This is a genomic window from Streptomyces sp. NPDC091972, from assembly GCF_044756385.1.
Lineage (GTDB): Bacteria > Actinomycetota > Actinomycetes > Streptomycetales > Streptomycetaceae > Streptomyces.
In genome coordinates this window covers 21,751-44,174 of record NZ_JBIVSV010000024.1, presented here as the reverse complement: position 1 = coordinate 44,174, position 22,424 = coordinate 21,751, and the positions used below count along the sequence as shown (strand labels likewise).

The window sequence follows — 22,424 nt, the reverse complement described above, 5'->3', positions numbered from 1 at the left end:
AACGGACGAGGAGCAGGGTGGGCGGCGGTGGGTGCCGCCGCCCGGCCCGTGCTGCGGTGGTGTGGTGCTGGGGTCAGTCCCCGACGGTGCTGGCGATCTGATCCTGGCTGGCCATCGCACCGGCCCACACCCGGATGTCGGTGACGGAGCCGGGCAGGTAGTGGCCCCAGGCGGAGTTCGCGAAGCCCTTGCCGACGGCGAAGTCCCCGGATCCGATGACGGCTGTGTAGGCGGTGTCGGATCCGTTCTGGTTGAGCCCCAGGTAGAGACTGACGGTGCCGGACTGGGCGTCGTACACCCCGGTCAGGCGGACCGGGCTGCCCAGCATGGCCGCCGCGTCAGAGGTGACGCCGGTGAAGCTGCCGTCAGCGTTGAGGCGTCCGAAATGCCAGAGGCCGACCGGAATCGTCTTGTCTGTCTCCGGGTCGATGTCGGTGTTCTTCAGCTCGTACCAGAAACCCCAGGCGGACCCGTCGGCGCTGGGCTGGCCGATCACCTGCGCGGTGTAGCCGATGCCCTTGGCCACCAGCGCGTCAGGGTCCAGCTGCACGGCGGTGGTCGCGGTGAACGAACCGGTCTCGTCCACCAGCGGACCGGAGGCCGTGGCCGCGTCGTCGGCGCCGTGAAGCACGATCCCTTCACCGTCCAGTGAGGCGCCACCGGAAAGGGTGAGGGGGCGGCCGTAGCCGGAGTCGGTGTCCGCGAGCGTGGTCCCGGCGGCATCGACCGGGTTCCAGGCAGCCACCAGCTCGGCTCCCGCGTAGTTATTGGAGGTTTTCAGCCGTGCATCCGTGGAGAGTAGCTCGTCGGTGAGCTTGACCTGCCAGGCCCGCACCTCGTCGATCTGCCCGCCGAAGTAGTCGGCGGGCGATCCGGCCGTGTAGAGAGTGCGGCCGATCAGGAAACTGCCGTTGGCGGCCGTGGGCTGCCCGGTGTCCAGCGCGACCGGGGTGCCTTGGGGCTTGCCGTTGACGTACAGCTGGATGGTCTTGGCAGTCGAGTCGTAGACGCCGGCCAGGTGGGTCCAGACGCCGAACGGGACCGAGGTCTGGTTGGCGTAGGAGCGGACGATGTGCGAGGCCCCGGCGGCGTCCCGCCAGTGCCAGTTGAAGATCCACCCCTTGTAGGAGGTGGAGTAGTACAGCGCGAAGCCCGATGCGGTGGCATCGCTGCTCACCTGCGACACGACAGCGTAGTTGTGCGCCGGAGCCGAGGCGATGCGGGCCCAGGCCGAGACCGTGTAGGAGGCCCGCGTCTCCAGCACCGGGCCGGAGGTCGCGGCATAGCCCGCGGAACCGTCCAGGGCCAGCCCGGTGTCATTCACCGGGGTGGTGAGGTCGTTGCCGGTGGCGTCCTTGGTGATGAACCCGCGCCGGCCGTGTCCGTCCCGGGACGCGCCCGAGGCGGAAAGGGCGGCGTTGTCCTGGTCGGTCGTCACCGTCGTCGAGGTATCGACTGCGGCACCGCTGGCTTCGTCGAAGTGCCACTGCCCGACCGGACCGGGCCCCTCGGCGACCACGAAATCGATGGCGTTCTGCGCGCCCCAACTGATGGTGTCCTTGGCGCGTACATAGATGGTGTACGTGCCGGGCGCGCTCGGGACGATGTCCTTGGTCACGGTCGCACCGGGAAGCGGAGCAGACCAGGAGACGTCCGTGGACAGCCGGTACATATAGGCGGTGTTGGTGTCCCCGGCGTACGGGGTGAAGGTGAAGGTCGCCTTGACCCCCGGCCCGCCTCCGGGCGCGCAGGCGTTGGCCGTGCACCGGGAATAGGGGCTGGCCACCGCGATACCGGGGGCCTTCGGGCGAGATGAGTCGACCTTGAAGTAGCACCAGTCGCCCGTAGCGGCGTTGGACGGTGAGGACAGATGGCTGTTGTAGTCGTTGTAGTAGGAGCGGGTCCATGTCCGGTATCGGTACAGCGTGCCATCCGTCAGCGTCGGAGTGTCGGCGTACAACTGGGTGTTGTCGGCGGCGTGACCACTGGTGGGCCGCTCCATCTCGGCGACCGCCTGCGACCAGGAGTTGCTGCTGGCGGTGTACTTGTCGACGTCGAAGGCGGCACGCAGCAGGGCGTCTGCCTCACCCCCCTTGGCGGTCTGCACGGTCGCCGTCAGCCGGGCGTTGGGGGTCGAGACGATCAACGGATCGCTCTGGTCGGTCTCACACTGGACACCGTCGCCGGTGACCAGGCCGATGGTGGTGGGCTTGGCGGGAATGCCGACGAAGTCCACGTCCAGGGTCGCGTCGTCGTCGAACCGCTTCCAGCCGTTGGGGTCGGACTCGTCGTGTGCCTTCAGCATCAAAGTGAGACGGGAGATGTCACCGGCCGCGAACTTCTTCACGGTCGAAGTGAGGTTCTCGTTGGGCTCGGTTGCACTGTCGTTGAACTCGATCGCCTTGTCCGGCTGACTCGGGTCGCAGGCCGAACCCCGGCCCGCCGAGACGTACCGGTCGACCATCAGATCCCAGTTCGCCGTCGGCCCCGGCCACTTGGTGGACGAGGAGATGTTCCCGGTGCGCGTCAGATCCACCCACGAGGGCTCGCACGACATCGAAAACCGCTCCGTGACCCGGAACGTGACATCTAGCACCTCCTTGCCCGCCAACTGGCTCGGCGAGAACTCGAAGTACATGCGGTTCCTGTAGCCCGAACCGCAATAGTAGGCGTAACCGCCGGTCACATAGGTGCCGCAGTAGCCGACACCCTTACCGTCGTCACCGCCGGAGAAGTTGTAGAACGTATCCCCGTCGGACGACAACAGCGTGCGCTCCGACTCACCCCACGACACATCCGGGTCGATGTACAGCGGGTACACCGTGTCCGCACCGGTCAGCAGGTCCGCATCCGGTACCACCGTCACCGAATCCTTGTCCGCCGACACCGGCAGCATCACTGACACGTCGCCGTCACCCGGGCCTTCCGCGGGGTCTGCCGACTTCTCACCGGACCCGTCATCCTCGGACGCTGCCACCTCGTTCACCGAGGCAAGGCTGAACGAAGCCTGCGACGCGCTCGCCGGCGAGGTAGCCGCCGCGTCCCCTGCGGAGTCCCACATCTGCGCGGACGGCGCACGAAAGACCGTGTTTCCGTTGGCATCCACGGCAGAAAGGTTTCCGCCCTCGTCACGGACGGTCAGGCCCTTGGTCTTCAAGGAGAAATCGAGCTTTTTCAACGCCGGATTGGCCGCTGCCGTCGCATTCTTGACCACCAGGACCTGCCGGATGCCCTCAGCAGTGGCCGTCATCCGCAGATCCACACCCGGCAGCACGTCCCCATACACGGCGGACGCACCGTCCAGCACCGGCGGCGGAAGCACCCCGGGCCACCCCAAAGACAACGATGTCCCGCTGTCGGCCAGCGTCACCAGATCGGCACCATCACCGCCGCCGGACAGGGCGATGTCCAGGACCGCGGCCTTTGGCCCGATCGACCCGTCGGCTCGCCGCTCCAGGGTCGCATCCGGCGCAGCCCACGAACCGTCACCGAGCCTTGCCCGCACCGGGACGGCCGACTGCACCAGCTTGAAGGTCAAGCCGTCAGGATTGGCATATGTCGTCGAGTACTCCGTGCGCTGCCCCACAACCTCGACCCGCTCACCCGACTCGGCGGCCTTCGCCGAGGCTGCCTGAGCCTCCGGCGTCGCATCCGCCTGGGCCTGCGGCGCCGACCCCGCCACAACGGGCAGCCCGGCCAGCAACACCGTCACCACCGCGCTCGCCAGGAACCGTCCCCCGGTTCGCCGGCCCCGTCTACCGTGTTTGCTGTGCACCGCATGCGCACAGGCATGACGGCGCGACACACGCCACCCCATAGCCCCCACCCCACCCTTAACGGATCTTTACAAGTTGAAGATCTAAGTTCACTCGCTGCAGCAAGTCAACACTTCTGGGTGACCAAAATTGGCAGGGTCAGATCAGGACTGAATCGAATCACCCCCCCTCTCACAGCAAACCCACAGCAAAAGCAGGGGACTCCACGCCACAACTCCGCCCGCCACTGAAACGACACCCCCAACCATCAAGCTGAGTCCAGAGCGCTCCCGCACGACCCCGTCCCGCCGCCTCAACGACCCCTATCTCGGCGCCAAACCGCATGACTCCGACTTCAGACACTCACACACGAAGCCACGACCATTCGCGATCGCAATTCCCGATGCTCCGGACCGCGTGCGCGTGAGCCTTGCATCCCGACAGGTCCAATCACGATGCGAATTCGAGGCCGCCGTCACTCACTGGCCACCCGTCGTCCCCGCCCGCTCGCGCTCTGCCAGGGAAGGTTCGCCGAGCACGGGTCAATGGATGCCGAGACGACTTCCGACGCTGGGAGTGGGGCCCGTATGATCTCGAGTCCAGACCGTGGAGGTCGAAGGACGACGACAGAAGAGCCGCGGATACGCATCGGCGACGATGACGTGTGGCTGGAGCTGGCTCGAATCCGTGCAAACAGAGCCAGGTTGGCGCACCCTGGCAGGTTTCCTCTGGTCCGCCGGATGATGCAGTCGGGTTGCTCACCTCACCGCTGCGGCATCCCATCCCAGCGACCGGAAGCGGATGTGCGCAGCCGGTGTGACCGTGATGGAGCGACCGGTGTACTGGATGGTCGAGAAGGTCGTGTTGTGGTGAACGATGACTTCAGCGGCCGACGGTGCAGCACCAGGCGGTCGTTCAGACGTGGTGTGTCCGTCTGCAACCAGTACGAGGTCGTATCAACGCGAGAGCGCGCTGCGGCTGGTTGAGTCGACGCAGTACTCGGTGGCGAACCCGGTGACGATCAGACAGCGCACGGCTCGCTCGTCCAGTAGCTCCCCAAGCCCGGTATCGAGGAGGAGTCAGTGCTGTCCTTGTCGAGTACGACATCGCCGGGTCGGGGCGCCACCGCCGGATGGATCTCGTTCAGGCCAGCGGGCACGTCAGACAGCCGTTGTCGCAGATAGATGGGCCGCACGCCAGCGGAGCGAGCCTGCTCGGCAAGGTTGGCGACCCTGCGCAGACATGCCTCGACGTCATGGGCATCGGTCAACAAGGCACTCTGCATGTCGATGATGAGCAGTGCTGTGTCCGGCATCCCGCGAGACTATCTGGCTCGCCGACACTTCGGACGTCCGACCAGCGATCCCCCCGTCATCAAAGCGAAGAGACCCACGTCCTTCGTTTGGATCATCGTGGGGAGCAAACCTGAGACGTAGGGTGGCTTGGGTGTTCACTCCCGAGCGTCGCACGCAGACGCGAACTGCCCTGATCAAGCGCGCCCGACAGGACCCGAGGATCAGTGGCGGGGCCGTAACGGGGTCGTTCGCACGAGGTGAGGAAGATCGCTGGTCCGACATCGATCTGTTCTTCGCTGTCGCCCCGTGGTCACGAACCCCGCCTGCCCGAATCAAGCGCTCACCTCGTACCCTCCGCGCATGACTGATGATCCGTTCCAATGCCGCTGCGTTCTCTGCCATGACTACGGTGACCGGGACGAAGCAGACCGCGTTGACCTGACGATCATCGAGAAGGTGCAGCAGCACGGATGGCACGTCGTGATGGTTCCCGAAGACGAGATTGGTCCTGGATTCGCCTACACGATCGGGCTGTCGCACACGCACGGCGCGCCTGAGCTCGCCATGTTCGGACTCGATATCCACGCCATGCACCGCATGCTCAACAGGCTCGGAGAGAAGTCCGCCGCGAGGGCTGTACTGGCTGACGGCCAGAGGCATCCTGACGTTGTCGACGGTCACCAAGTCGTGCTCAGGCAGGTGGATCTCCGCTGGTACCGAACCTTCTTCGGGCGGGCCATCCGGTTCTACCGGAGGCCTCCATTTCCCGTGTTGCAAGTTGCATGGCCCGACATGGAAGGCCGCTTCCCTTGGGAAGAACAGGCCGAGGAGAGATATCAAGAGTCGCAGCCTCAGTTGTGGCTGCCACCGGGTGAACACCCCGTCGGGATCTGGACTACCGAACTCTGATCCCGAAAGTGCCGGCCAGCGACAGAGCAACACCGCCGTGGGGAGCTACTGGAGCAAGATCATCTTGTGGGGCAGTTCGAATTCGGCTCAACCATAGAGCTGCCTCTTGATCTTCTTGATGCGATTCACGGCGCCCTCGATCCGCGGCCCCGGTACGGGGAGAGGAGTAGCCGCATCTTCATCACGCGCTGCCGGGTGCGACCGGAGTAGATGCCGTCCGCCGTCCTCCATCGCATCGAGTGCCCGGGACCAAGTCGCGCACGCCTCTACGACGTTGCCTGCGGATAACTGGGTGGCCCCCAGGTAGCCGAGCGTCACGGCGTGCGTCCGCTTGAAGGCCGCCCCGCGGGTGCGGACGCTGCGCCCGAACTGGCCGACCGCACCCTTCTCGTCCTTGAGGTCGCGCAGGGCACAGGCCGTCTCATGTGCCAGAGACGCCTCACCGAAGAAGAAGGTGCGGTCCGGTTCCCTGATGCCGTCGTGCGCGCTGCGTAGATCGTCTTCGGCGCACAGCAGCATCTTGGCCGCCGCCTGGCCCTGCCCGGTCGCGGCGAGGCACCGGGCGAGCGGTCCCGTGATCTACTCGATCCGCGAGTATCGCGGCCGCAAGGGCGAACTGAAGGGCTTCGGCTGGCGCGACTTCCGCGACCTGATCGTCCGCGCTCGCAATCAGCTCGGCGGCCCGATCGTCCTGGTCCGGGACAACCTCCGCCAGCACCTGACCGCCGGCATGCGTGCGTTCATCGAGACGAACGCCGAGTGGCTCACCGTGTTCCACGTGCCCGCCTACGCCTCGGACCTCAACCCACAGGAGGGAATCTGGCTGGGCAAACGGGAGATCGGCAACCTCGCCGCCGAAGACCTCACCCAGATCACCCGAGCCGTGAAACGTCGGCTCAAGAGGATCCATTACCGTCCAGAACTCGTCGACGGCTGCCTCGCAACCGCCGGCCCGAGCCTTGAGGACTGAGGTGACTCATTACCCAGTTCGCATAGTCGCCCATCGCCACGTCATCACACAAGGTCTCCCACAACCCGTTGTCTGCGAATGCGGTGGCATCGAGAGTAGCGAGGAGCTGACGAAGCTCGTCCGCCACCTCCTGCCTCCTGTCCTCCTCGTCTTCCTCGTAGAAAAGGAAAGCGGGCGATGGTGCCCGCGGCGCACTGGTGGAACGCCTCGACGTCCCTGTTCACATGCCAGGCCGTCGCGGACCCGATCTTGGGAATCTGCACGACGCGACGCGAAGCCACATCGACGCCGAGTCGACCGAACAGGCCGCTGGCCAAAAGACGACCGACCCGCTCTCACCGATCCCGTCCAGGAGCGTTGCCTCAGTCAGCGGTTGGTACTCATAACCGATCAGCCCTGCTGGGACACCGACTTCCCGCAAATAGGCGGCGATCTCGGGCAGGCACACCTGGTGAGCAGCCGATACGGACCACGGCGTACTGGAGCAACGGCAACGGCGGGAAGTCTCGGATCACGCAACCATCATCCTCGTGCTCCGGCCACACCGGGAAGGCGTGAGCTGGCCCCTGCCACCCTGCAGCGGGCCCCGACATCACTCAATCAAGTTCGGTAGTATCCGACTCGCGGCGTCACATCGCGGTTCGCATCGGATGGCAACACCTCTCCTTCAGCCGCCGGTGGACACCGGAGCCGCACCGCGCAGCGGAAGGTTGGCGATCACCCGGAATCCGCCGTCGTCCCGCAGTCCGGCCTCGACACTTCCGCCGAGTCCGGCGGCGCGCTCCCGCATGCCGACCAACCCGTTGCCGTCGCCGGTCATCGCGCCCGGCACTGCCGGGCCGTCGTCGTCGATGCGTAGCCGTAGCGCGTCGGGGCCGTAGTCGACGACCACCCGTGCCGTGCGGGAGGCGGAATGCCGAACGACGTTGGTGAGCGCCTCCTGCACGATCCGGAAGGCGGCGAGATCCGTGCTTGCAGGCAACGTCCTGCGGCGGCCCTCGTGGCGGACTTCGACGTTGAGGCCAGCGTCGGCGAAGTGCTCGGTGAGCTCGCCCAGCCGGTCCAGTCCGGGAGCGGGCGCGCGGGGTGCACCGCCGGGGGCGCGAAGGGCTTCGAGCACCCGGCCGACCTCGCCGAGGGCCTCCTTGCTGGCGGCTTTGATCGTGGTGAGCGCCTCGCGGGCCTTCTCTGGATGCTGGTCAAGGAGGACGAGTCCGACACCGGCCTGCACGTTGATCACGGAGATACTATGCGCGAGGACGTCGTGCAGCTCGCGGGCCATTCGCATCCGCTCCTCGTCAGCGCGGCGCTGCCGGGCGGCCTTGCGCTCGGCCCCTGCCTGCGCCCACTGCTCCCTGCGGGTGCGGCCGAGCTCGCCGCCAGCGGTGACAGCCGCGATCAACGCGGCGAGGAACAATTCCTGTCCCCAGTTGGCGATCCCGTCATCCGCAGGCGGCAGCCAGCGGTACAGCCAGTGCCCGATCAGCACCTGCCCGCCCCACAAAACCCCCAGGGACCACCAAACGACGCGCCGTTCCCCCGCGGTGACGGCGGCGAAGGCAGCAACGACGACGAGGATGAAGATCGGCCCGTACGCGTAGCCCAGCGCCAAATAGATGAGCATCGCCGCGCTGGTGCCGACGACCGCGATCCGCGGCCTGCGGTGCCGGAGCAGCAGCAGGACAACCGCGCTTAGAACGAGGACGTACGTCAGCCAGATGGCTCGCTCCCGCTCGGGCTGGTTGCCCGACGCCCCGGCGGTTCCGACGGCGACAAACACGGCGATTACCAGCGTCGACGGCCACGGAATGCGGTCCGTAGCTCCTTCGAGCCAGTGCCGCATCGGCCACGGTGGCTCGGCCGGGCCAGACCACCGCCCGTCCTGCGGCACTCGGCAGGAATTGCGCTTCTCCCATGAGGGCCCTGGACTTGTCATGTCAGCCACGCTAGACGGCCGGGCCGCTGGTTGCGTCCGCCTGCTGCCGTCATCCTGCGTACTCCCTCTGGAGTACTTGCGCTCGACGAACTGTGCAGTCACCTCGTCCCAGGTAGTCCGCGGGCATCCGGCCAGTTCCCGCTGCACACACCTCGCCGGCCGCTCGGCGCGCGGAAGGCTTCGACACGTATGTCCTTCTCCGATTTGCAACGGAGCCACTGGAGCGGATGCCCCTGGTGCCTTGGCCCCTTCGTGGCCGCGTCCTGGTTCCGTCGTTGGCCCATGCCCTGACGGAGGAAGTTCTGGTGGCGCCACTTCGAGCGTTGCTCTACCTCTCGGCCACCTTGACCGACGAACTCGCCGTCGCGTACAGCAGCGCCTTCATTGGCACGTGCCCCGAAGGCCGACGCCCGCCGGGACCTATGAGCACCCGTGCCCAGAGCCACCCGCTACGCACTCCGAAGGGCGTCCAGCACCCTCTCGGGCGACACCGCGATGACACTGATGTCACCGATCGCCCGCGGCTCGATCATGGGTGCGACAATCTCATGGACGGGCAAAGAGAGGGTCCCTCGTCTGGGGCGATTCTGTGCATACGTGCCTCGTGCTATATCCGGCAGCGAAGACTCCCCCTGCGTCACCGTCTTGAGCAGTACTTACCAGAGCTGATCCGCCCACCAATATGGCAACTCGGCCAAAGTCGCGTCTGGTGTGAGATGGGTTCGCACGAGGCAGGCCGGGAGGGGCCGTACTGCCGTCCCCTCGCTTCTGGAACGCTGAGCCACACGACCGGCAATCGAACGTTTACGAATGTTCCACATGTCGCATTTGCCGCCCGCGTGCCGCCGCAATGTCACGGGCCGCTCGGTAAGAGATATATCTGTGTGTCACACTCTCCCTCCATCGACTGTGGACCAGGAAAGGGGTTGTGTGCGTCGTGTCAGAGAGCACTTCCACCGTTGAGCTGACCTCGCAATACACCGCTCAGGTTGGTGCCGATCTTGAGCGTAATTCCCAGGAGCAAGCGCAGATCAACGAGCAGATCGAGTCTTTGCGGAAGCAGTTGGAGGTTCTGCAGCGCGACGAAGTGGTACTGGTCAACATCCAGCAGGCTATCAGTGCAGCCACAGACACCACCAAGGTGACTCCGTCATCGCAGACACAGACGGTGCCGCCCGCGCGGAAGGAGGCGGCGAAGAAGGAAGCCGGTGGTCCGCCGTCGGGCGGCTCAGCGCGGGTTGGCAGGAACACGCCCAAGTTCCGCGGTGCTGTGGACAAGAAGGCATCAGCCGGCGGAGCGGGCAAGACCAAGGCGACGCAAAAGGCATCGACCCTGATCGGCCTCGTCCGCGATCACCTCTCCAAGCAGAGCACGCCGCTCTCGGCGACGGAGATCGCTGCCACCCTCGATGAGGCTTACCCTCAGCGCAGTATCAAGGTGCCCGTCGTGCGTGTCACTTTGGAGAGCCTGGTCGCCAAGAACGAGATTCAGCGCATCAAGCAGGGCAGGTCGGTGTTCTACGCCCGCGCTGAGGCGGCGGTGCAGTTGGCCTCGGAATCGGCCGACGAGTCGGCCCCAGTCAGCGCCTGATCCCATATGAGCGCCTGTTCAGGAGTGGGCGGGCCAGCCGGGAGTGCCCTGGGTGGGCCGTGTCGTGACGCCGAAGGGCGTGCTGCTAGGCGCATGGTTGCAGCCGTTTCAACTAGGCCTCCTCGGACCTGGTGGTGCAGGCGGTGCTCGCCAACCAGGGAGTGTCCTTGGTCCGGGGGTCTTTGGGAAAGGTTGGGCTTCAGCCCCGAGACTGTCTGGCGCGGGTGCTAATGCTCAAACGGCGGCTCACCTGCTCAATGAGCCAGCCTCACGATGCAGGACACCGTGTGCGGACGGATGACGCCGCAAGGTGCGTGGTCACCTTCCAGCGGCCCTAACGGCTGTAGCCCCGACCAGCGACGGGGCTGGTACGGGGCTACAGCAGTGAGCAACTCGCGTGTTACTGATCTCTCCGGGTTGTTGTCGGGTGGTGAGTGAGGGTGAGTCTGGTTCCGGCGAGGCAGCCATCGATCAGGTCGGGCTGGAGCTGGATATGACGTAAGCCCCGGCGGAGGGTGCGTTCGAGGTGATCGTCGTCGGCGAAGGCGACATTGGCCAGTGGGCCGCGCCGTAACAGGGACCGGACGCCCTCCACCGGGTTCAAGTCTGGCGCGTAGGGGGGGAGTTGCACGATGGTGAGCCAGTCGTGTGCGTCCGCATACTCGCGCATCCCGGCAGCCCGGTGGGTGTTGAGATTGTGCCCCGGTACCTGCGATGCGGGGCGCGGCCGGTAGATGAGCCGGGATGCCTCGCCCGGCTGGTAGCAGCACATGGCGGCGATCCACCAGCGACGTCAGGAACGGCCTCGGACCCGCACGACGGGCGTGTGCCCACGCCGGCCCCAGGTGCGGGCCTGCGGGGGTGTCATCGAGAACCCGGCCTCGTCCTCACAGACGACGAAGGCCCCCAGTGCCGCGGCAGTCATTTCACCTGCAGCCACACGTCCTTCTTCCACAGTTCGACTGCGTGCTCGTCGCGTTCCAGCGCGCGGCGGGCCGGAGCCTGCCAGACCAGCCGTGCCGGTGCGGCAGCCGCCACACCGCCGCCATCGAGCAGTCGTTCTCAAACCTGACGGCGATCACCGCTCGGATCAGCGCCCCGGTCCACCGCTGGTCCTCCCAGCCGTACTCGGCGGGCCCCAGGGCCCACTCCGTCTCCAACTCGGCGAACTGGCCGTCAGACAGTTTGGGCAGCTTCGCAGGTCCCGTGGAGATGGGGGCTTCCCTCCCGCCCACCCGCCAGGCACGCCGCCAGCGTTCCACCGACCGCCCACTCACCCGCAGATCCCTCGCGATCACTGCGGTTTTCTCCCCGCGCGTGAACCGCTCGCCGGCCTCATACCGGATGTGCTCGCGAAGCTCTCGCCGCTCGACGGTCAACCCGCCGCCCTGCGCGTAGCGCATACAACCGGCCTACCGCGGGGATCAGTTCCCGACAACAACCCGAAGAGATCAGTAGTCCGGATCGTGCCCTGAGAGCGTCGGCATCCGAAACATCCGCTGCGCGCGGCTGACCATCTGGTGCGGAGGGCACCAGCAGGCATCGCGACCGTTGCTCAATAACATATGACATGCCCGTCCGGCGGCCTCTGGCTGCCGGACGCGCACGGTCTCAATCGAGCTGCGTCAATCGCCCCGTGGAATGTCGGAGTCGGGGTTTTGATCGCCGACGGAACCACCCTGTGGTGGAGGCTGGTTTCCCGGCTCTGAGGCTCCCCCCTGGCCTGACGGCCCTCGTTCACCGCTCGGCGTTTGGCCCTGCTGCATCATGTCTGGAGGTGGTCCGCTCGGGCGGCCCATGGTGACCAGGTCCGTGCCTGCCAACCCCCAACCGAGCCCCACAAGAGCGGTGAGGCTAAGGGCGGCTACCCACTTTTTGGCGCGGCGGCGAATGGGGTCGACAGGAGGTTCGGCGATGGCCCACCCGCTGAACGGCTGCTGATGCGCGGCAATGGCGGCCGTTGCCACGCTTGAGCCTGGGGGTTTGGGACTTGCCGGCGAGCGTCGGTGCGCTGCGTTGGAGCGAAACGGGGGTGATTTGGACACGGTGGCTGCCTCTCACGTGATGGTGCAGGGGGTTGGTGCGCTGGATTGGTTCGGCGCGCTATCCCGGGAAGCCACCGCCGAAGCCCTCGGGACGTTCTCCGGTCGGCATGTCCCCGGGCGGGCCCTCTCCAGGCGGCATGTCCCCGGGCGGGCCCTCTCCAGGCGGCAGGTCGCCGGGCGGCTGTTCGCCTGGAGGCATTTCCCCTGGCCTTTCTATCTGGCCAGCGCCGGGAGGGCCGCCTCGCTCGGGGCCGGTGCCCGTGTGTGGTTTGGAGGCGAGCAGCCCTGCTGTGGCCACCACGGTCGCCACGGTGGTGATGATCATGCGGCGTACGTATCGGTTTCTCATCCGTGGCTCACAGGGTGAAGGACTCATGGTGGATGTTGCGGGCGGGTACTCCGGCTCGTCGTAGACCGTCCCAGGCGGCGGCCATCATGCCGGGCGGGCCACAGAGGTACACATCGTGCTCGGCCAGGTCGTCCACCTGGGCCCGAAGGGCCTCTGCCGTGAGAGGCGATGGCTTGGACGTGCCGGGGGTATCGATGATGCACCGGAAACTGTGGCTGCGAGTGTCTGCGACTGCCTCCAACTCGGAACGCAGAACGAGGTCCGCTTCACTGCGCGCCAGGTAGATCATGGTCAGATCGCCGGGGACGGCCGGCAGCGTTTCGAACAGGGTGCGCAGCGGTGTGATGCCGACACCTCCGGCGAGCAGGAGCACCTTCTGGCGCTGCCGTCGCGCCGCGGTAAGCGCGCCGTAGGGACCCTCCGCCCACACGCGTGTTCCCGGCTTTACGTTGGCCAGCTTGGCGCTGTGGTCGCCGGACTCCTTGACGGTGATGCGTAGGAGGTCGGGGGCGGGTGCGCCGGAGAGGGAGTAGGGGTTGGCACTGAGCCGCATTCCCTTGCTCAGAAAGCGCCAGCGGAAGAACTGGCCCGGCTGTGGTGCCAGTCCGTGCAAGTGGGAGCCGCGCATGAGGACGGAGTATGCGCCGGGAGCTTCTACTGTTACGGACTCGACGCGGAGGCGGTGGCGTAGGTTGAGGCGGATCGGCGTGAAGATGCGGAAGTACATCACAGCGCCGGCTGCGCCCAGGTAGAGGACGAACCAGCAGGCGCGCGCGAAGGTGGTGCTGAAGGAGGTGCCGAGGGCCAGTTGGTGGGCGAAGGTCAAGAAGAGCGCAACGTAGGTCGTCAGGTGCAGGAAGTACCAGACTTCATAGGGGATGCGCCGACGCACCAGACCGGCGGAAACGATACCGACGATCAGCAGCAGTGCTCCGCCGATGGCTGCGGGGAGCAGATAGGGGAATCGGATGATCATCTGCCATGTGAGGGGGAGAACCGGTGTCCCCCGCTCCATGGCACTGCCCCAGAACTCGAAGACGACGTGGAAGACCAGCAGGATGATCGTGTAGCGGCCTGCGCTGGCGTGCCATTTCGCTACCCGGTCGCTGCCGACAGCGTGCTCTAGGTAGGGGATGCGCGCCATCAGCAGGACCAGGAGGGCGCAGGTGTAGCCGGCGACCATGCCGAAGATGTCCCCGGCACCGATGATCCATCCAGCCAGGCCGATCACGGCGTGGGACGTGAACCACCACAGCGCCAGGACAGCCACGAGGCCAGTCCACAGGACTGTCTGTATGACCGTGTCGGGGTGAATCCGGCGCGTGGGGGGCTCGGGGCTGGCTTTGGGTCCTGTTCGCGCGCTGATTCCGTCGTGAACTGCGGACATGGGTAGAGCCTCCGTTTCGATCCGTGAGGAGGTGCCCACTGTGCCGAGGTCTTTTCTGCGTTTTTTCTGAGATCACGGCGGTTGGAGTTGTGGCGGGGCGGCGTCTCATCTTCATTTAAGAATCGGAAGGTAGAGCATGGCTGTATGGACGTTTCCGCCAGCTCTCATCAGCGCCGTGACCTTCGTACGCCGCACAGCTCGGGAGGGTTGTTGATCAGGTCCGACGGCTCCGCGGTGCGCGTGCTGGTCGTCGATGATTCGCCCGATCTGACGGAGGTGTTGTGCTCTGCGCTGGTCAAGGAGGGTTTCCGGGTGGAGAGCGCCGCCAATGGTGCTGCGGCCGAAGCGATCGCCCGGATGTTCCGCCCTGATGCAGTGGTGCTGGACATCATGTTGCCGGATTTCGACGGCCTGACCGTTTTGGAGCGGGTTCGGGAATTTCTGCCTGAAGTGTGTGTGCTGTTCCTCACCGCCCGCGACGCAGTGGAAGATCGGATCGCTGGGCTTGCCGCGGGTGGTGACGACTACGTGACCAAGCCGTTCAGTCTCGCTGAGGTGGTGATGCGGCTGCGCGGTCTCTTGCGCCGTGCTGGCATGGCCCGCCAACGCAGCGACACGGCGCTGTTGACGGTCGGTGATTTGGTGCTGGACGAGGAGGCGTATGAGGTCTCCCGCGGCGGTGTACCAATCCACCTGACACCGACCGAGTTCGAGCTGCTTCGCTTTCTCATGCGCAACCCTCGCCAAGTGTTCAGCCGCAGTCAGCTGCTGCAGCAGGTGTGGGACTACGACTACGGCGGCAGTGCGCACGTCGTCGAGCTTTACATCTCCTATCTCCGCAGGAAGATCGACTCGGACCGCTCGCCGATGATCCGCACCGTACGCGGGGCCGGTTACGCGCTGGATCCTTCACCTGCGAAGCGAGGGCGAGTGTGATGAAGAAGCCTTGGGAGAAGGACGGGCGGACCGGGCACCGGCGTCTGACAGGACGTCCAGCGATGAGCTGGCCGATGAGCTTGCGCGCAAGACTCACCTGCGGTCTGCTGGTGCTGCTCGCCGTGTGCTGTGCGGTAGTCGGTCTGACGGCTGCCATCGCCTTGCGGAGCGTGCTGACAGATCGGCTGGACGAGCAGTTGACCCAGGCGACGGACCGACTGCCGGCCAGCCTGGGAACCTCTCAGCGCAACCGGCTCGACGGCGACAGCGGGGACACCCGCGGCCAGATGCAAGGCACGCTCGGCGTGCTGCTGCAGGACGGCTCGCTGCTTGACTCGGCGGTGGTTGATGCGGGCGAGAGCACCACCGCACAGATGAACGCTGAAGACGTCGCAACTCTTGCTGCGCTACCGCACGATGGGCAGGCACACAGCGTGAGACTCAGCAATGTAGGCGACTACCGCGTAGTGTCGGTTAAGGGTGACGCGGGCAAGACACTCATCACCGGCCTTCCTCTGGCTCCCGTGGATGACGCGGTGTGGCAACTGGAAATGGTGTGCGCTGCTGTCTTCGGTGCGGCTCTGCTGGCCACCGGACTCGTCGGCGTCCTGTGGATCAGGTGGTCGTTGAAGCCTTTGCAGGAGGTGGCAGCGGTCGCGACGGAGATCACTCGGCTACCGCTGACGTCCGGGGAGGTTCGGTTGCCCCCTCTGGCGTCCGAGACCGACCGCCGTACCGAGGTCGGTGTGGTCGGAGCGGCCCTCAATCGCATGGTCGGCCATGTGGAGCGCGCCTTGGCGCAGCGTCAGCGCAGTGCCGAGCAACTACGCAGGTTCGCCGCGGATGCCAGCCACGAACTTCGCACTCCGTTGGCCACCATCCGCGGGTACGCGGAGCTTTCACTCGGGGAGACGGAGCCAGTTCCTGTGAGCGTGCTGCGCGCCCTGCAGCGTATCGAGGTGACGTCTGCCCGAATGGGCGAGCTGGTGGACGAGATGCTGCTTCTCGCCCGTCTCGACGCCGGACGGCCTTTGGCCAGCGAAGACGTCGACCTTTCGCTGGTGGCCTTGGAGGCCATCGAGGATGCGCGGGCGGCGGGACCCGATCACGACTGGCAGTTGGATCTACCCGATGTGCCGGTCATGATTATTGGGGATCCGCAGAGGCTTCGGCAGGTGATCGATAACCTGTTGGCAAACGCGAGACTGCACACCCCCGCAGGAACCCGGGTAACCCTTGCCCTACGGCGGGATAGGCAGACCGACGCACAGCTCACCGGCGGTCAAGGTGGCGACGACGGCTGGGTCCGGTTCAGTGTGGGTGATAACGGCCCCGGCGTGCCGCGGGAGTTGCAGGCGGGCTTGTTCGACCGGTTCGTACGCGGGGACGGGCTGGACGAGAGCAAGCAGGCGGGGGCTGGCCTGGGGCTGTCCATCGTCACCGCAGTGACCGAGGCTCACGGCGGCTTGGTGCAGATGACGAGCAGGCCGGGTGCGACCGAGTTCGCGGTCCTGCTGCCGGAGCGCGGTGTTCCCGAGATTGCCAATACTGACCGTTTGTGATTTGGAACTGGTTGGTTTATAAGGAGAGTATGGGCACCACGCAGACGACGGCATCCGGACCCGGCCGCCCCCGGGAGTTCGAGATCGAAAACGCGGTCCGCGACGCCATGAGGGTGTTCCAGGACCGGGGCTACGCCGATACCTCCCTGTCCGACTTGATGGAGGGGACGGGGCTGAGCCGAGGCAGCCTCTATAAGGCATTCGTCAGCAAGCAGGGTTTGTTCCTGGCGGCGCTCGACCGGTACACCACCCAGAACATCGAGGCACTGCGTGCCAATCTGGCGAGCGCGCCAGGCAAGGTGGGCATCCGCACTGCACTCCTGGAGGTCGCGCGCGCCTCGTCGCTCGAGATGGGGCGTATCGGCTGCCTGCTGGTGAACTCCACCACCGAGCTGGCATCCAAGGATCCTGAGGTGCGCGAGCGAGTCGTCAACACCTTCACCCGGCTGGAAGGGCTACTGAGCGACGCCGTCAGGGTCGGCCAGGCCGCCGACGAAATCGACGACGCGCAGGACCCGGCAGATATAGCGCGGTTCCTGTTGTGCACCGTGGAGGGGATGGGCGTGCTGGGCAAGACGGGCCGCACTCAGGAGGAGATGGCCCTGATCGTCGACGTCGCCCTGCGGGCACTGTAACGCCCACATCGGCATCCGCTGCCCCTGCTGCAGCCCTCCGGACCGTTAGCGCCTTGCCAATTGGAACCAGTCGGTCTAGATTTACGGCCGACGCCCCCAAGGCAGCTTGGATCCACCAGTCGCAGCTTCAGACGCGCACACCTCAATGTCGAGCGTTCGCCACAGGCATACCTGCATTAGGAACTCATTGGTTCCTAATGCATGGCTCAGGAGGAGGCTGAGATGACAGAAACCGCAGAAGCCACCGCGACACCAGGTCTCGACGGGACACAGCTTCAGTACCGGCGTCGATGGGCGGGGTTAGCGGTCCTGTTGGCCGGAACGATCCTGTCTCCCGTCGACTTTTTCATCGTCAACGTGGCGCTGCCGTCAATCAGCGAGGACCTGGCCGCCGGTCCCACTCCCACCCAGTTGATCGTCGCCGCCTACTCGTCGGCATATGCAGTCCTGCTGATAACAGGCGGCCGGCTGGGCGACCTCTTCGGTCGGCGTCGCATTTTCCTCATAGGCCTGAGCGGATTTGGGCTCGCCTCCGCCCTGTCCGGGACAGCGTGGTCCGCGGACGTGCTCGTGGGAGCACGCACTCTCCAGGGCGCCTTCGCGGCCGTACTGATGCCGCAGGCCCTGGCAGCCATACGCACGATGTTCCCTGAGCGTGAACGACCCAAGGCGCTGGGCGTGTATGGCATGACGTTCGGAGCGGGATCGGTGATTGGGCAACTGATGGGCGGGGTGCTGATCGCCGTGGATCCGTGGGGTCTGGGATGGCGCAGTGTCTTCCTGGTGAACCTGCCGATCGTCCTGGTTGTAGCGCCGCTGGCCAGGGTGTTGCTGCCGGAGAACCGGCCCCCACGGGCCTCGACGGCCGACCCTGCAGGGGTGATCATGCTAGCCATCGCGCTGGGAGCACTCGTCGTGCCGCTCACGGTGGGCCCCGAGCAGAACTGGCCGTGGTGGACGGTGGTCCTCCCGATTTGCTGCCCGCCGCTGCTCGTTCTGTTCTGGCATCAGGAACACCGCCTGCTGCAGCGGGGCGCGGACCCTGTGGTGCCGCCGCCGCTCCTTCGAATACCAGGGCTCGTCCGTGCTTTGACCGCCGCACTGTTCTTTAACGCCTTCGCCTCCCTGTTCCTGGTGTTTTCCGTCTACCAGCAGGCGGGACGCTCGTCCGGCCCGCTGTCTGCAGGCCTGGCCATCGTTCCGCTCGGCATCGGTTTCGTCAGCAGCCCGCTCGCTCTCGCACGGCTGACTGAGCGCCTGGGCGACCGCGTGGTCGTACTGGGCACGGCCCTGGTCACCACCGGATTGCTTGGGACTGCCTGCGCCTCACTCAGCAGTAGCCCATGGCCCCTTGCTGCCGCCCTCCTGGTCACAGGAGCGGGGCAGGGGCTCACCTTGCCGGCGCTGGCCCGCCTGGTCATCGAGCGGGTCCGCGGGCGGTGGGCCGGCATGGCCTCCGGGCTGGTCAACTCAGCTTTGCAGATCGGCGGATCACTTGCGGTGGCGCTGGTCGGCTCCCTCTTCTACGCAGTCCTGGGCGTGCATCCGCGCCCCGACGACGCCCAGAGAGCTTTCTTCTGGGCGACCACCACCATCGCTCTGTGCACCGCGGTTGCGGCCTGGCTCGTCAACGGGCTTGCCGCCTCCGCGCAAACATCCTCAGAGGAGTCGTAAATGCGGATCCTGCATGTCCAGGCATCTCCCCGCACAGGGAGGTCCGCCTCCCTCGAGGTGGCCAGCGCCTTCCTTGATGCGTGGGCGAGCCGCGATCCGGACGTCGTCGTGGACACGCTCGATGTATGGAACACCCCGCTGCCAGAGCTCGACGGCCCAGCGCTGGAAGCGAAGTACGCCGGGATCTCGGGCCGCTCCCGCACGCCCGAGCAGGAGGAGACCTGGCAGGCGATCGGCCTGTTGGCGGACCGCTTGAAGCAAGCCGAACTGCTCATATTCAGCGTTCCCATGTGGAACTTCGGCATCCCCTACCGGCTCAAGCACTTGATCGACGCGATCTCACAGAAGGACATGCTCTTCGCCTTCGACGGATCCTCCATCTCCGGCCACCTCAGCGGTCGGAGCGCCGTCATCATCTCGGCGCGAGGCAGCAGTTTCGGAGAGGAATTCGCGTCCGCCGAGTACGACTTCCAGCAACGCTACCTGCGGGCCTGGTTGCACATGCTTGGCCTCACCAACGTGCACACCGTGGAGGTTGAAAAGACCTTCCAGGGAGGTGAAGTCGACGCGGCCTCCCGCAGTGCCGCCCGCCAGCGGGTCCGCGCCCTCGCCCTCACCCTTGTGGCCCAGTCTCTGGGCAGCCGCCCCTCCCCCACACTTCTCGCCTGACGCCATCAGAGAAAGACCAGACAATCATGAAAATGCAAACCCTCGGGGCCAGCGGCCCGCTCGTCTCCGCACTGGGTCTCGGCTGCATGGGGATGAGCTGGGCCTATGAGCCCAACACCGACCGCGCAGCCATGCTCGACCTCCTGCGTGAGGCCGTTGACCGCGGCATCACCCTCTTCGACACTGCAGAAGTCTACGGCCCGCATATCAACTAGAAACTTGTCGGCGAGGCACTCGAGTGCGTCCGCGACCAGGTATTCATCGCCACGAAGTTCGGCTTCACAGTCGACCCGGACGGCGGCCCGCAGCCCGTCGGCCTGGACAGCCGACCCGAGCACATCAAAGCCGTCGCAGATGCCTCGCTTACGAGACTCCGAACTGACCGCATCGACCTGTTCTACCAGCACCGCGTCGATCCTTCGGTACCGATCGAGGAGGTCGCCGGCGCTGTAGGGGAGCTGGTGCAGGCCGGCAAGGTGAAGTACTTCGGACTGTCCGAGGCCTCGGCCGGCACGATCCGCCGCGCCCATGCGACGCACACGGTCACCGCGGTGCAGAGCGAGTATTCCCTGTGGTCTCGCGACCCCGAGCAGGAAGTCCTTCCCCTGTGCGAGGAGCTGGGCATCGGCTTCGTCGCTTACAGCCCCCCGGGCCGCGGATTCCTGGCGGGAGCCATCCGCCCCGACACCGTCTTCGCACCCACCGATCTGCGCAACGGCCACCCACGCTTCGCCCCCAAGTCGTGTCAACAGAACCTGGCACTGCTCAAGTCCTTGGAGGGCGTCGCCACGGCATGGAATGTCACCCCCGCGCAGATGGCACTCGCCTGGCTGCTGCAGCGGCGACCCCAGATCGTGCCGATCCCAGGCACGCGGCGCAGTTCCCGACTGCAGGAAAACCTCGCGGCATCTGACATCGACCTCTCCACACAGGATCTGGAGAGGATAGAGACCGCGCTCGCCAGTGTGAAAATCTCCGCGCGGCGGTATGGAGACAGCGAGATGGACCTGCTGAACAGGTAATGCGCCGGAAGGCGTCAGCCGGTGCGATCCGTACTGCTCGGCCCTATGGATGCGACGCCCGCAGGAGCGCTGTCAGGGTCACGTGAAGCCAGGCGCGATAATCCGCGACGCTCCAGCCTCGACCGAGGGTCAAACGAGTGAAGGCATCCGGCGCCGTGATCGTCCAGCAGGCGTCCGCCAGCCGATCGACGTTCACATCGGCGCTCAGCAGGCCTTCTCCAGCGAGATGACGCAGGAAAGCGGACACACCCACGAGGCGCTCGTGTTCGACGGTCTCCAGCAGTTCGTGAGCGGCACTGCCAGCCTGGGCCAAGAGGCCGGCAAGGGGGGCGAGTCGCTCGTGGTAGGTGCTGACGAAGTCGACCCAGAGTTGCAGCTTGGCGCTCAGTCCCTGCGCACCGAGGACTGCTTGCAGAGCAGGACGCTCAGCCATAGTCATGGGTTGATCGTCGCCAGCAAGGGTCACATCCCATAGGGCCTTCATCAGGCCGGGCTTGCCGCCGAACGCCTTATAGACGGTCTCGGTGGAAACGCCCGCCAGGCTTGCGACGGCCTTGACAGTGGTGGCCTGGTATCCGTTGCTGGTCAGCAGGTCGCGAAAAGCCGCCAGCACGGCTGTGCGGTTGCGCTCAGCCGCGGCTTGGCGGGCACTGGAGTCGTAGGTGCGACGGGCCGGTCCGGTCGTAGGCATACGCGTCCCCCAAAAATTTGTTACAGTTGACTGTATCGAATCGTTGTTGCATCTCACCCTACGGTTTTCAGGAGACACCCATGGGCCACACCGAACCCCACCCCACCAATGCCCCCGCCGACCCCACAGCAGTGCCTGGTGTCATCCGACTGGGCAGCCGCGCTGTCAACTGGTATCTCATCGAGAGTCCAGACGGGATCACGCTCGTCGACGCGGGACTGCCCGCCCAGCTTGGGCAACTGACCGACGCCCTGGCACGCTCCGGCCGCACCCTCGGTGATGTGCACAGTGTGTTGATCACTCACGCCCACCCGGATCACACAGGCGTTCTGGGCGACCTCGCCAAGGCGGGAGTGAAGATCTGGGCCCACGAACAGGAAAAGGCCGTCCTTGCCGACGGCCCGCGAAGCGCGATGCGCACTGCCGCTCCCGAGCGCTCCTTCCTGCCGTACCTCATTCGCCGTCCGGCGGCGGTAGGTACATTCGTGGCCATGGCCCGCCAGGGCGCGTTCGGGGCGCGCACTGTGACAGACGTGCAGGCCTTCGCCGAAGGGCAACGCCTGGACGGTGTTCCCGGACGGCCACAGGTGCTGGCCTTGCCCGGCCACACTCCGGGCAGCAGCGGGTTCTTCTTCCCTGACCTGAAGGTGTTCTTCAGTGGCGACGCCCTGGTCACACGCGATGACCTCACCGGCCATGTCGGACCGGGCCTCGTCTGTCGAGGGTTCACACACGACAGCAGCGCCGCTACGAATTCCCTCGACCGCATCGCCGCCCTGCCTCAGGACACGGTCCTGCTGCCGGGGCATGGAGAAGCTTTCACGGGCGGCCCCGCTGTAGCAGCCGATATGGCTCGTGAGTTCGGCGTTCACTGAGGGCGTTCAGCACTGCCTTTCCAGGGAGATGTCGCTGCATGTCCAGCGAAGGCTGCCGTCGGGGGGATCGTCGGCGCGACCGGCCAAGGCGTGGACGCCTCCGAGCCGGAGCCGGTTCGTCGG

19 protein-coding genes and 1 pseudogene are annotated in these 22,424 nt (G+C 66.0%); 11 read left to right on the top strand and 9 right to left on the bottom strand.

The window, feature by feature from the left end; genetic code table 11:
* Positions 1-73 precede the first annotated feature (73 nt).
* The 3 genes from ACIQJT_RS40725 to ACIQJT_RS40715 form a co-directional block, all read right to left on the bottom strand.
* Positions 74-3,805: a LamG domain-containing protein gene (locus tag ACIQJT_RS40725; RefSeq protein ID WP_402650512.1), complete on the bottom strand. Its 3,732-nt coding sequence runs from the start codon at positions 3,803-3,805 to the stop codon at positions 74-76.
* 906 nt (positions 3,806-4,711) lie between these two features.
* Positions 4,712-4,789 carry a hypothetical protein gene (locus ACIQJT_RS40720; protein ID WP_402650524.1) on the bottom strand — a complete coding sequence of 26 codons (78 nt, stop codon included), beginning with the start codon at positions 4,787-4,789 and terminating at the stop codon, positions 4,712-4,714.
* Positions 4,777-5,070 carry an isochorismatase family protein gene (locus tag ACIQJT_RS40715; RefSeq protein WP_402650511.1) on the bottom strand — a complete coding sequence of 98 codons (294 nt, stop codon included), beginning with the start codon at positions 5,068-5,070 and terminating at the stop codon, positions 4,777-4,779. Before ACIQJT_RS40715 ends, ACIQJT_RS40720 begins: the two co-directional genes overlap by 13 nt.
* Here ACIQJT_RS40715 and ACIQJT_RS40710 point away from each other — a divergent pair.
* Both ACIQJT_RS40710 and ACIQJT_RS40705 read left to right on the top strand, forming a co-directional pair.
* Positions 5,055-5,414, top strand: coding sequence for a nucleotidyltransferase domain-containing protein (locus ACIQJT_RS40710; RefSeq protein WP_402650510.1), 360 nt, complete (start codon positions 5,055-5,057; stop codon positions 5,412-5,414). The genes ACIQJT_RS40715 and ACIQJT_RS40710 overlap by 16 nt on opposite strands.
* The gene (locus ACIQJT_RS40705; RefSeq protein WP_402650509.1) at positions 5,411-5,959 is read left to right on the top strand and encodes a DUF4262 domain-containing protein; all 549 of its coding nucleotides are present in this window, start codon (positions 5,411-5,413) and stop codon (positions 5,957-5,959) included. Before ACIQJT_RS40710 ends, ACIQJT_RS40705 begins: the two co-directional genes overlap by 4 nt.
* An 87-nt stretch (positions 5,960-6,046) precedes the next feature.
* Here the strand turns inward: ACIQJT_RS40705 and ACIQJT_RS40700 are convergent, their stop codons facing one another.
* On the bottom strand, positions 6,047-6,478 hold the full coding sequence (locus ACIQJT_RS40700; RefSeq protein WP_402650508.1) for a hypothetical protein: 432 nt from the start codon (positions 6,476-6,478) through the stop codon (positions 6,047-6,049).
* Positions 6,479-6,533: 55 nt separating this feature from the next.
* Between ACIQJT_RS40700 and ACIQJT_RS40695 the strand changes: the two genes are divergently transcribed.
* Entirely contained in the window at positions 6,534-6,929 is a 396-nt protein-coding gene (locus ACIQJT_RS40695; RefSeq protein ID WP_402650507.1) for a transposase, read from the top strand.
* A gap of 667 nt (positions 6,930-7,596) precedes the next feature.
* Here ACIQJT_RS40695 and ACIQJT_RS40690 read toward each other — a convergent pair.
* Positions 7,597-8,865 carry a sensor histidine kinase gene (locus ACIQJT_RS40690; protein WP_402650506.1) on the bottom strand — a complete coding sequence of 423 codons (1,269 nt, stop codon included), beginning with the start codon at positions 8,863-8,865 and terminating at the stop codon, positions 7,597-7,599.
* A 937-nt stretch (positions 8,866-9,802) separates the two neighbouring features.
* Here ACIQJT_RS40690 and ACIQJT_RS40685 point away from each other — a divergent pair.
* On the top strand, positions 9,803-10,456 hold the full coding sequence (locus tag ACIQJT_RS40685) for a hypothetical protein (protein ID WP_402650505.1): 654 nt from the start codon (positions 9,803-9,805) through the stop codon (positions 10,454-10,456).
* Between the two features lie 400 nt (positions 10,457-10,856).
* Here ACIQJT_RS40685 and ACIQJT_RS40680 read toward each other — a convergent pair whose 3' ends face one another.
* The 3 genes from ACIQJT_RS40680 to ACIQJT_RS40670 form a co-directional block, all read right to left on the bottom strand.
* Positions 10,857-11,228: a transposase gene (locus ACIQJT_RS40680; protein WP_402650503.1), complete on the bottom strand. Its 372-nt coding sequence runs from the start codon at positions 11,226-11,228 to the stop codon at positions 10,857-10,859.
* Between the two features lie 154 nt (positions 11,229-11,382).
* Positions 11,383-11,859 carry a winged helix-turn-helix domain-containing protein gene (locus ACIQJT_RS40675; RefSeq protein WP_402650502.1) on the bottom strand — a complete coding sequence of 159 codons (477 nt, stop codon included), beginning with the start codon at positions 11,857-11,859 and terminating at the stop codon, positions 11,383-11,385.
* 998 nt (positions 11,860-12,857) lie between these two features.
* Positions 12,858-14,237: a ferric reductase-like transmembrane domain-containing protein gene (locus ACIQJT_RS40670; RefSeq protein ID WP_402650501.1), complete on the bottom strand. Its 1,380-nt coding sequence runs from the start codon at positions 14,235-14,237 to the stop codon at positions 12,858-12,860.
* A gap of 144 nt (positions 14,238-14,381) precedes the next feature.
* Here ACIQJT_RS40670 and ACIQJT_RS40665 point away from each other — a divergent pair, with 144 nt between their 5' ends.
* The 6 genes and pseudogenes from ACIQJT_RS40665 to ACIQJT_RS40640 all read left to right on the top strand — a co-directional run bounded on the left by ACIQJT_RS40665 (position 14,382) and on the right by ACIQJT_RS40640 (position 20,735).
* The gene (locus tag ACIQJT_RS40665) at positions 14,382-15,173 is read left to right on the top strand and encodes a response regulator transcription factor (protein WP_402650500.1); all 792 of its coding nucleotides are present in this window, start codon (positions 14,382-14,384) and stop codon (positions 15,171-15,173) included.
* A gap of 62 nt (positions 15,174-15,235) precedes the next feature.
* Positions 15,236-16,735 (top strand): ATP-binding protein, encoded by a 1,500-nt coding sequence (locus ACIQJT_RS40660; RefSeq protein WP_402650499.1) that lies wholly within the window; start codon positions 15,236-15,238, stop codon positions 16,733-16,735.
* Positions 16,736-16,764: 29 nt separating this feature from the next.
* Positions 16,765-17,370 carry a TetR/AcrR family transcriptional regulator gene (locus tag ACIQJT_RS40655; protein WP_402650498.1) on the top strand — a complete coding sequence of 202 codons (606 nt, stop codon included), beginning with the start codon at positions 16,765-16,767 and terminating at the stop codon, positions 17,368-17,370.
* A gap of 222 nt (positions 17,371-17,592) precedes the next feature.
* A complete protein-coding gene (locus ACIQJT_RS40650) occupies positions 17,593-19,044 on the top strand; it encodes an MFS transporter (protein ID WP_402650497.1) in 1,452 nt (483 codons plus the stop codon).
* On the top strand, positions 19,045-19,713 hold the full coding sequence (locus ACIQJT_RS40645) for an FMN-dependent NADH-azoreductase (RefSeq protein ID WP_402650496.1): 669 nt from the start codon (positions 19,045-19,047) through the stop codon (positions 19,711-19,713).
* Positions 19,714-19,739: 26 nt separating this feature from the next.
* Positions 19,740-20,735, top strand: a pseudogene (locus ACIQJT_RS40640) (aldo/keto reductase).
* Positions 20,736-20,778: 43 nt separating this feature from the next.
* Here ACIQJT_RS40640 and ACIQJT_RS40635 read toward each other — a convergent pair.
* Positions 20,779-21,426, bottom strand: a complete 648-nt coding sequence (locus ACIQJT_RS40635) for a TetR/AcrR family transcriptional regulator (protein ID WP_402650494.1) — start codon at positions 21,424-21,426, stop codon at positions 20,779-20,781.
* Positions 21,427-21,506: 80 nt separating this feature from the next.
* On the opposite strand from ACIQJT_RS40635, the gene ACIQJT_RS40630 reads away from it, so the two are divergent.
* A complete protein-coding gene (locus ACIQJT_RS40630) occupies positions 21,507-22,301 on the top strand; it encodes an MBL fold metallo-hydrolase (protein WP_402650492.1) in 795 nt (264 codons plus the stop codon).
* Positions 22,302-22,424: the final 123 nt, after the last annotated feature.

Coding starts and splice junctions, on each gene's coding strand:
- ACIQJT_RS40715 (WP_402650511.1), bottom strand. CDS start 5,070: ATGCCGGACACAGCACTGCTCATCATCGACATGCAGAGTGCCTTGTTG.
- ACIQJT_RS40705 (WP_402650509.1), top strand. CDS start 5,411: ATGACTGATGATCCGTTCCAATGCCGCTGCGTTCTCTGCCATGACTAC.
- ACIQJT_RS40700 (WP_402650508.1), bottom strand. CDS start 6,478: ATGCTGCTGTGCGCCGAAGACGATCTACGCAGCGCGCACGACGGCATC.
- ACIQJT_RS40690 (WP_402650506.1), bottom strand. CDS start 8,865: ATGACAAGTCCAGGGCCCTCATGGGAGAAGCGCAATTCCTGCCGAGTG.
- ACIQJT_RS40680 (WP_402650503.1), bottom strand. CDS start 11,228: ATGTGCTGCTACCAGCCGGGCGAGGCATCCCGGCTCATCTACCGGCCG.
- ACIQJT_RS40675 (WP_402650502.1), bottom strand. CDS start 11,859: ATGCGCTACGCGCAGGGCGGCGGGTTGACCGTCGAGCGGCGAGAGCTT.
- ACIQJT_RS40670 (WP_402650501.1), bottom strand. CDS start 14,237: ATGTCCGCAGTTCACGACGGAATCAGCGCGCGAACAGGACCCAAAGCC.
- ACIQJT_RS40665 (WP_402650500.1), top strand. CDS start 14,382: ATGGACGTTTCCGCCAGCTCTCATCAGCGCCGTGACCTTCGTACGCCG.
- ACIQJT_RS40660 (WP_402650499.1), top strand. CDS start 15,236: ATGAGCTGGCCGATGAGCTTGCGCGCAAGACTCACCTGCGGTCTGCTG.
- ACIQJT_RS40655 (WP_402650498.1), top strand. CDS start 16,765: ATGGGCACCACGCAGACGACGGCATCCGGACCCGGCCGCCCCCGGGAG.
- ACIQJT_RS40650 (WP_402650497.1), top strand. CDS start 17,593: ATGACAGAAACCGCAGAAGCCACCGCGACACCAGGTCTCGACGGGACA.
- ACIQJT_RS40645 (WP_402650496.1), top strand. CDS start 19,045: ATGCGGATCCTGCATGTCCAGGCATCTCCCCGCACAGGGAGGTCCGCC.
- ACIQJT_RS40635 (WP_402650494.1), bottom strand. CDS start 21,426: ATGCCTACGACCGGACCGGCCCGTCGCACCTACGACTCCAGTGCCCGC.
- ACIQJT_RS40630 (WP_402650492.1), top strand. CDS start 21,507: ATGGGCCACACCGAACCCCACCCCACCAATGCCCCCGCCGACCCCACA.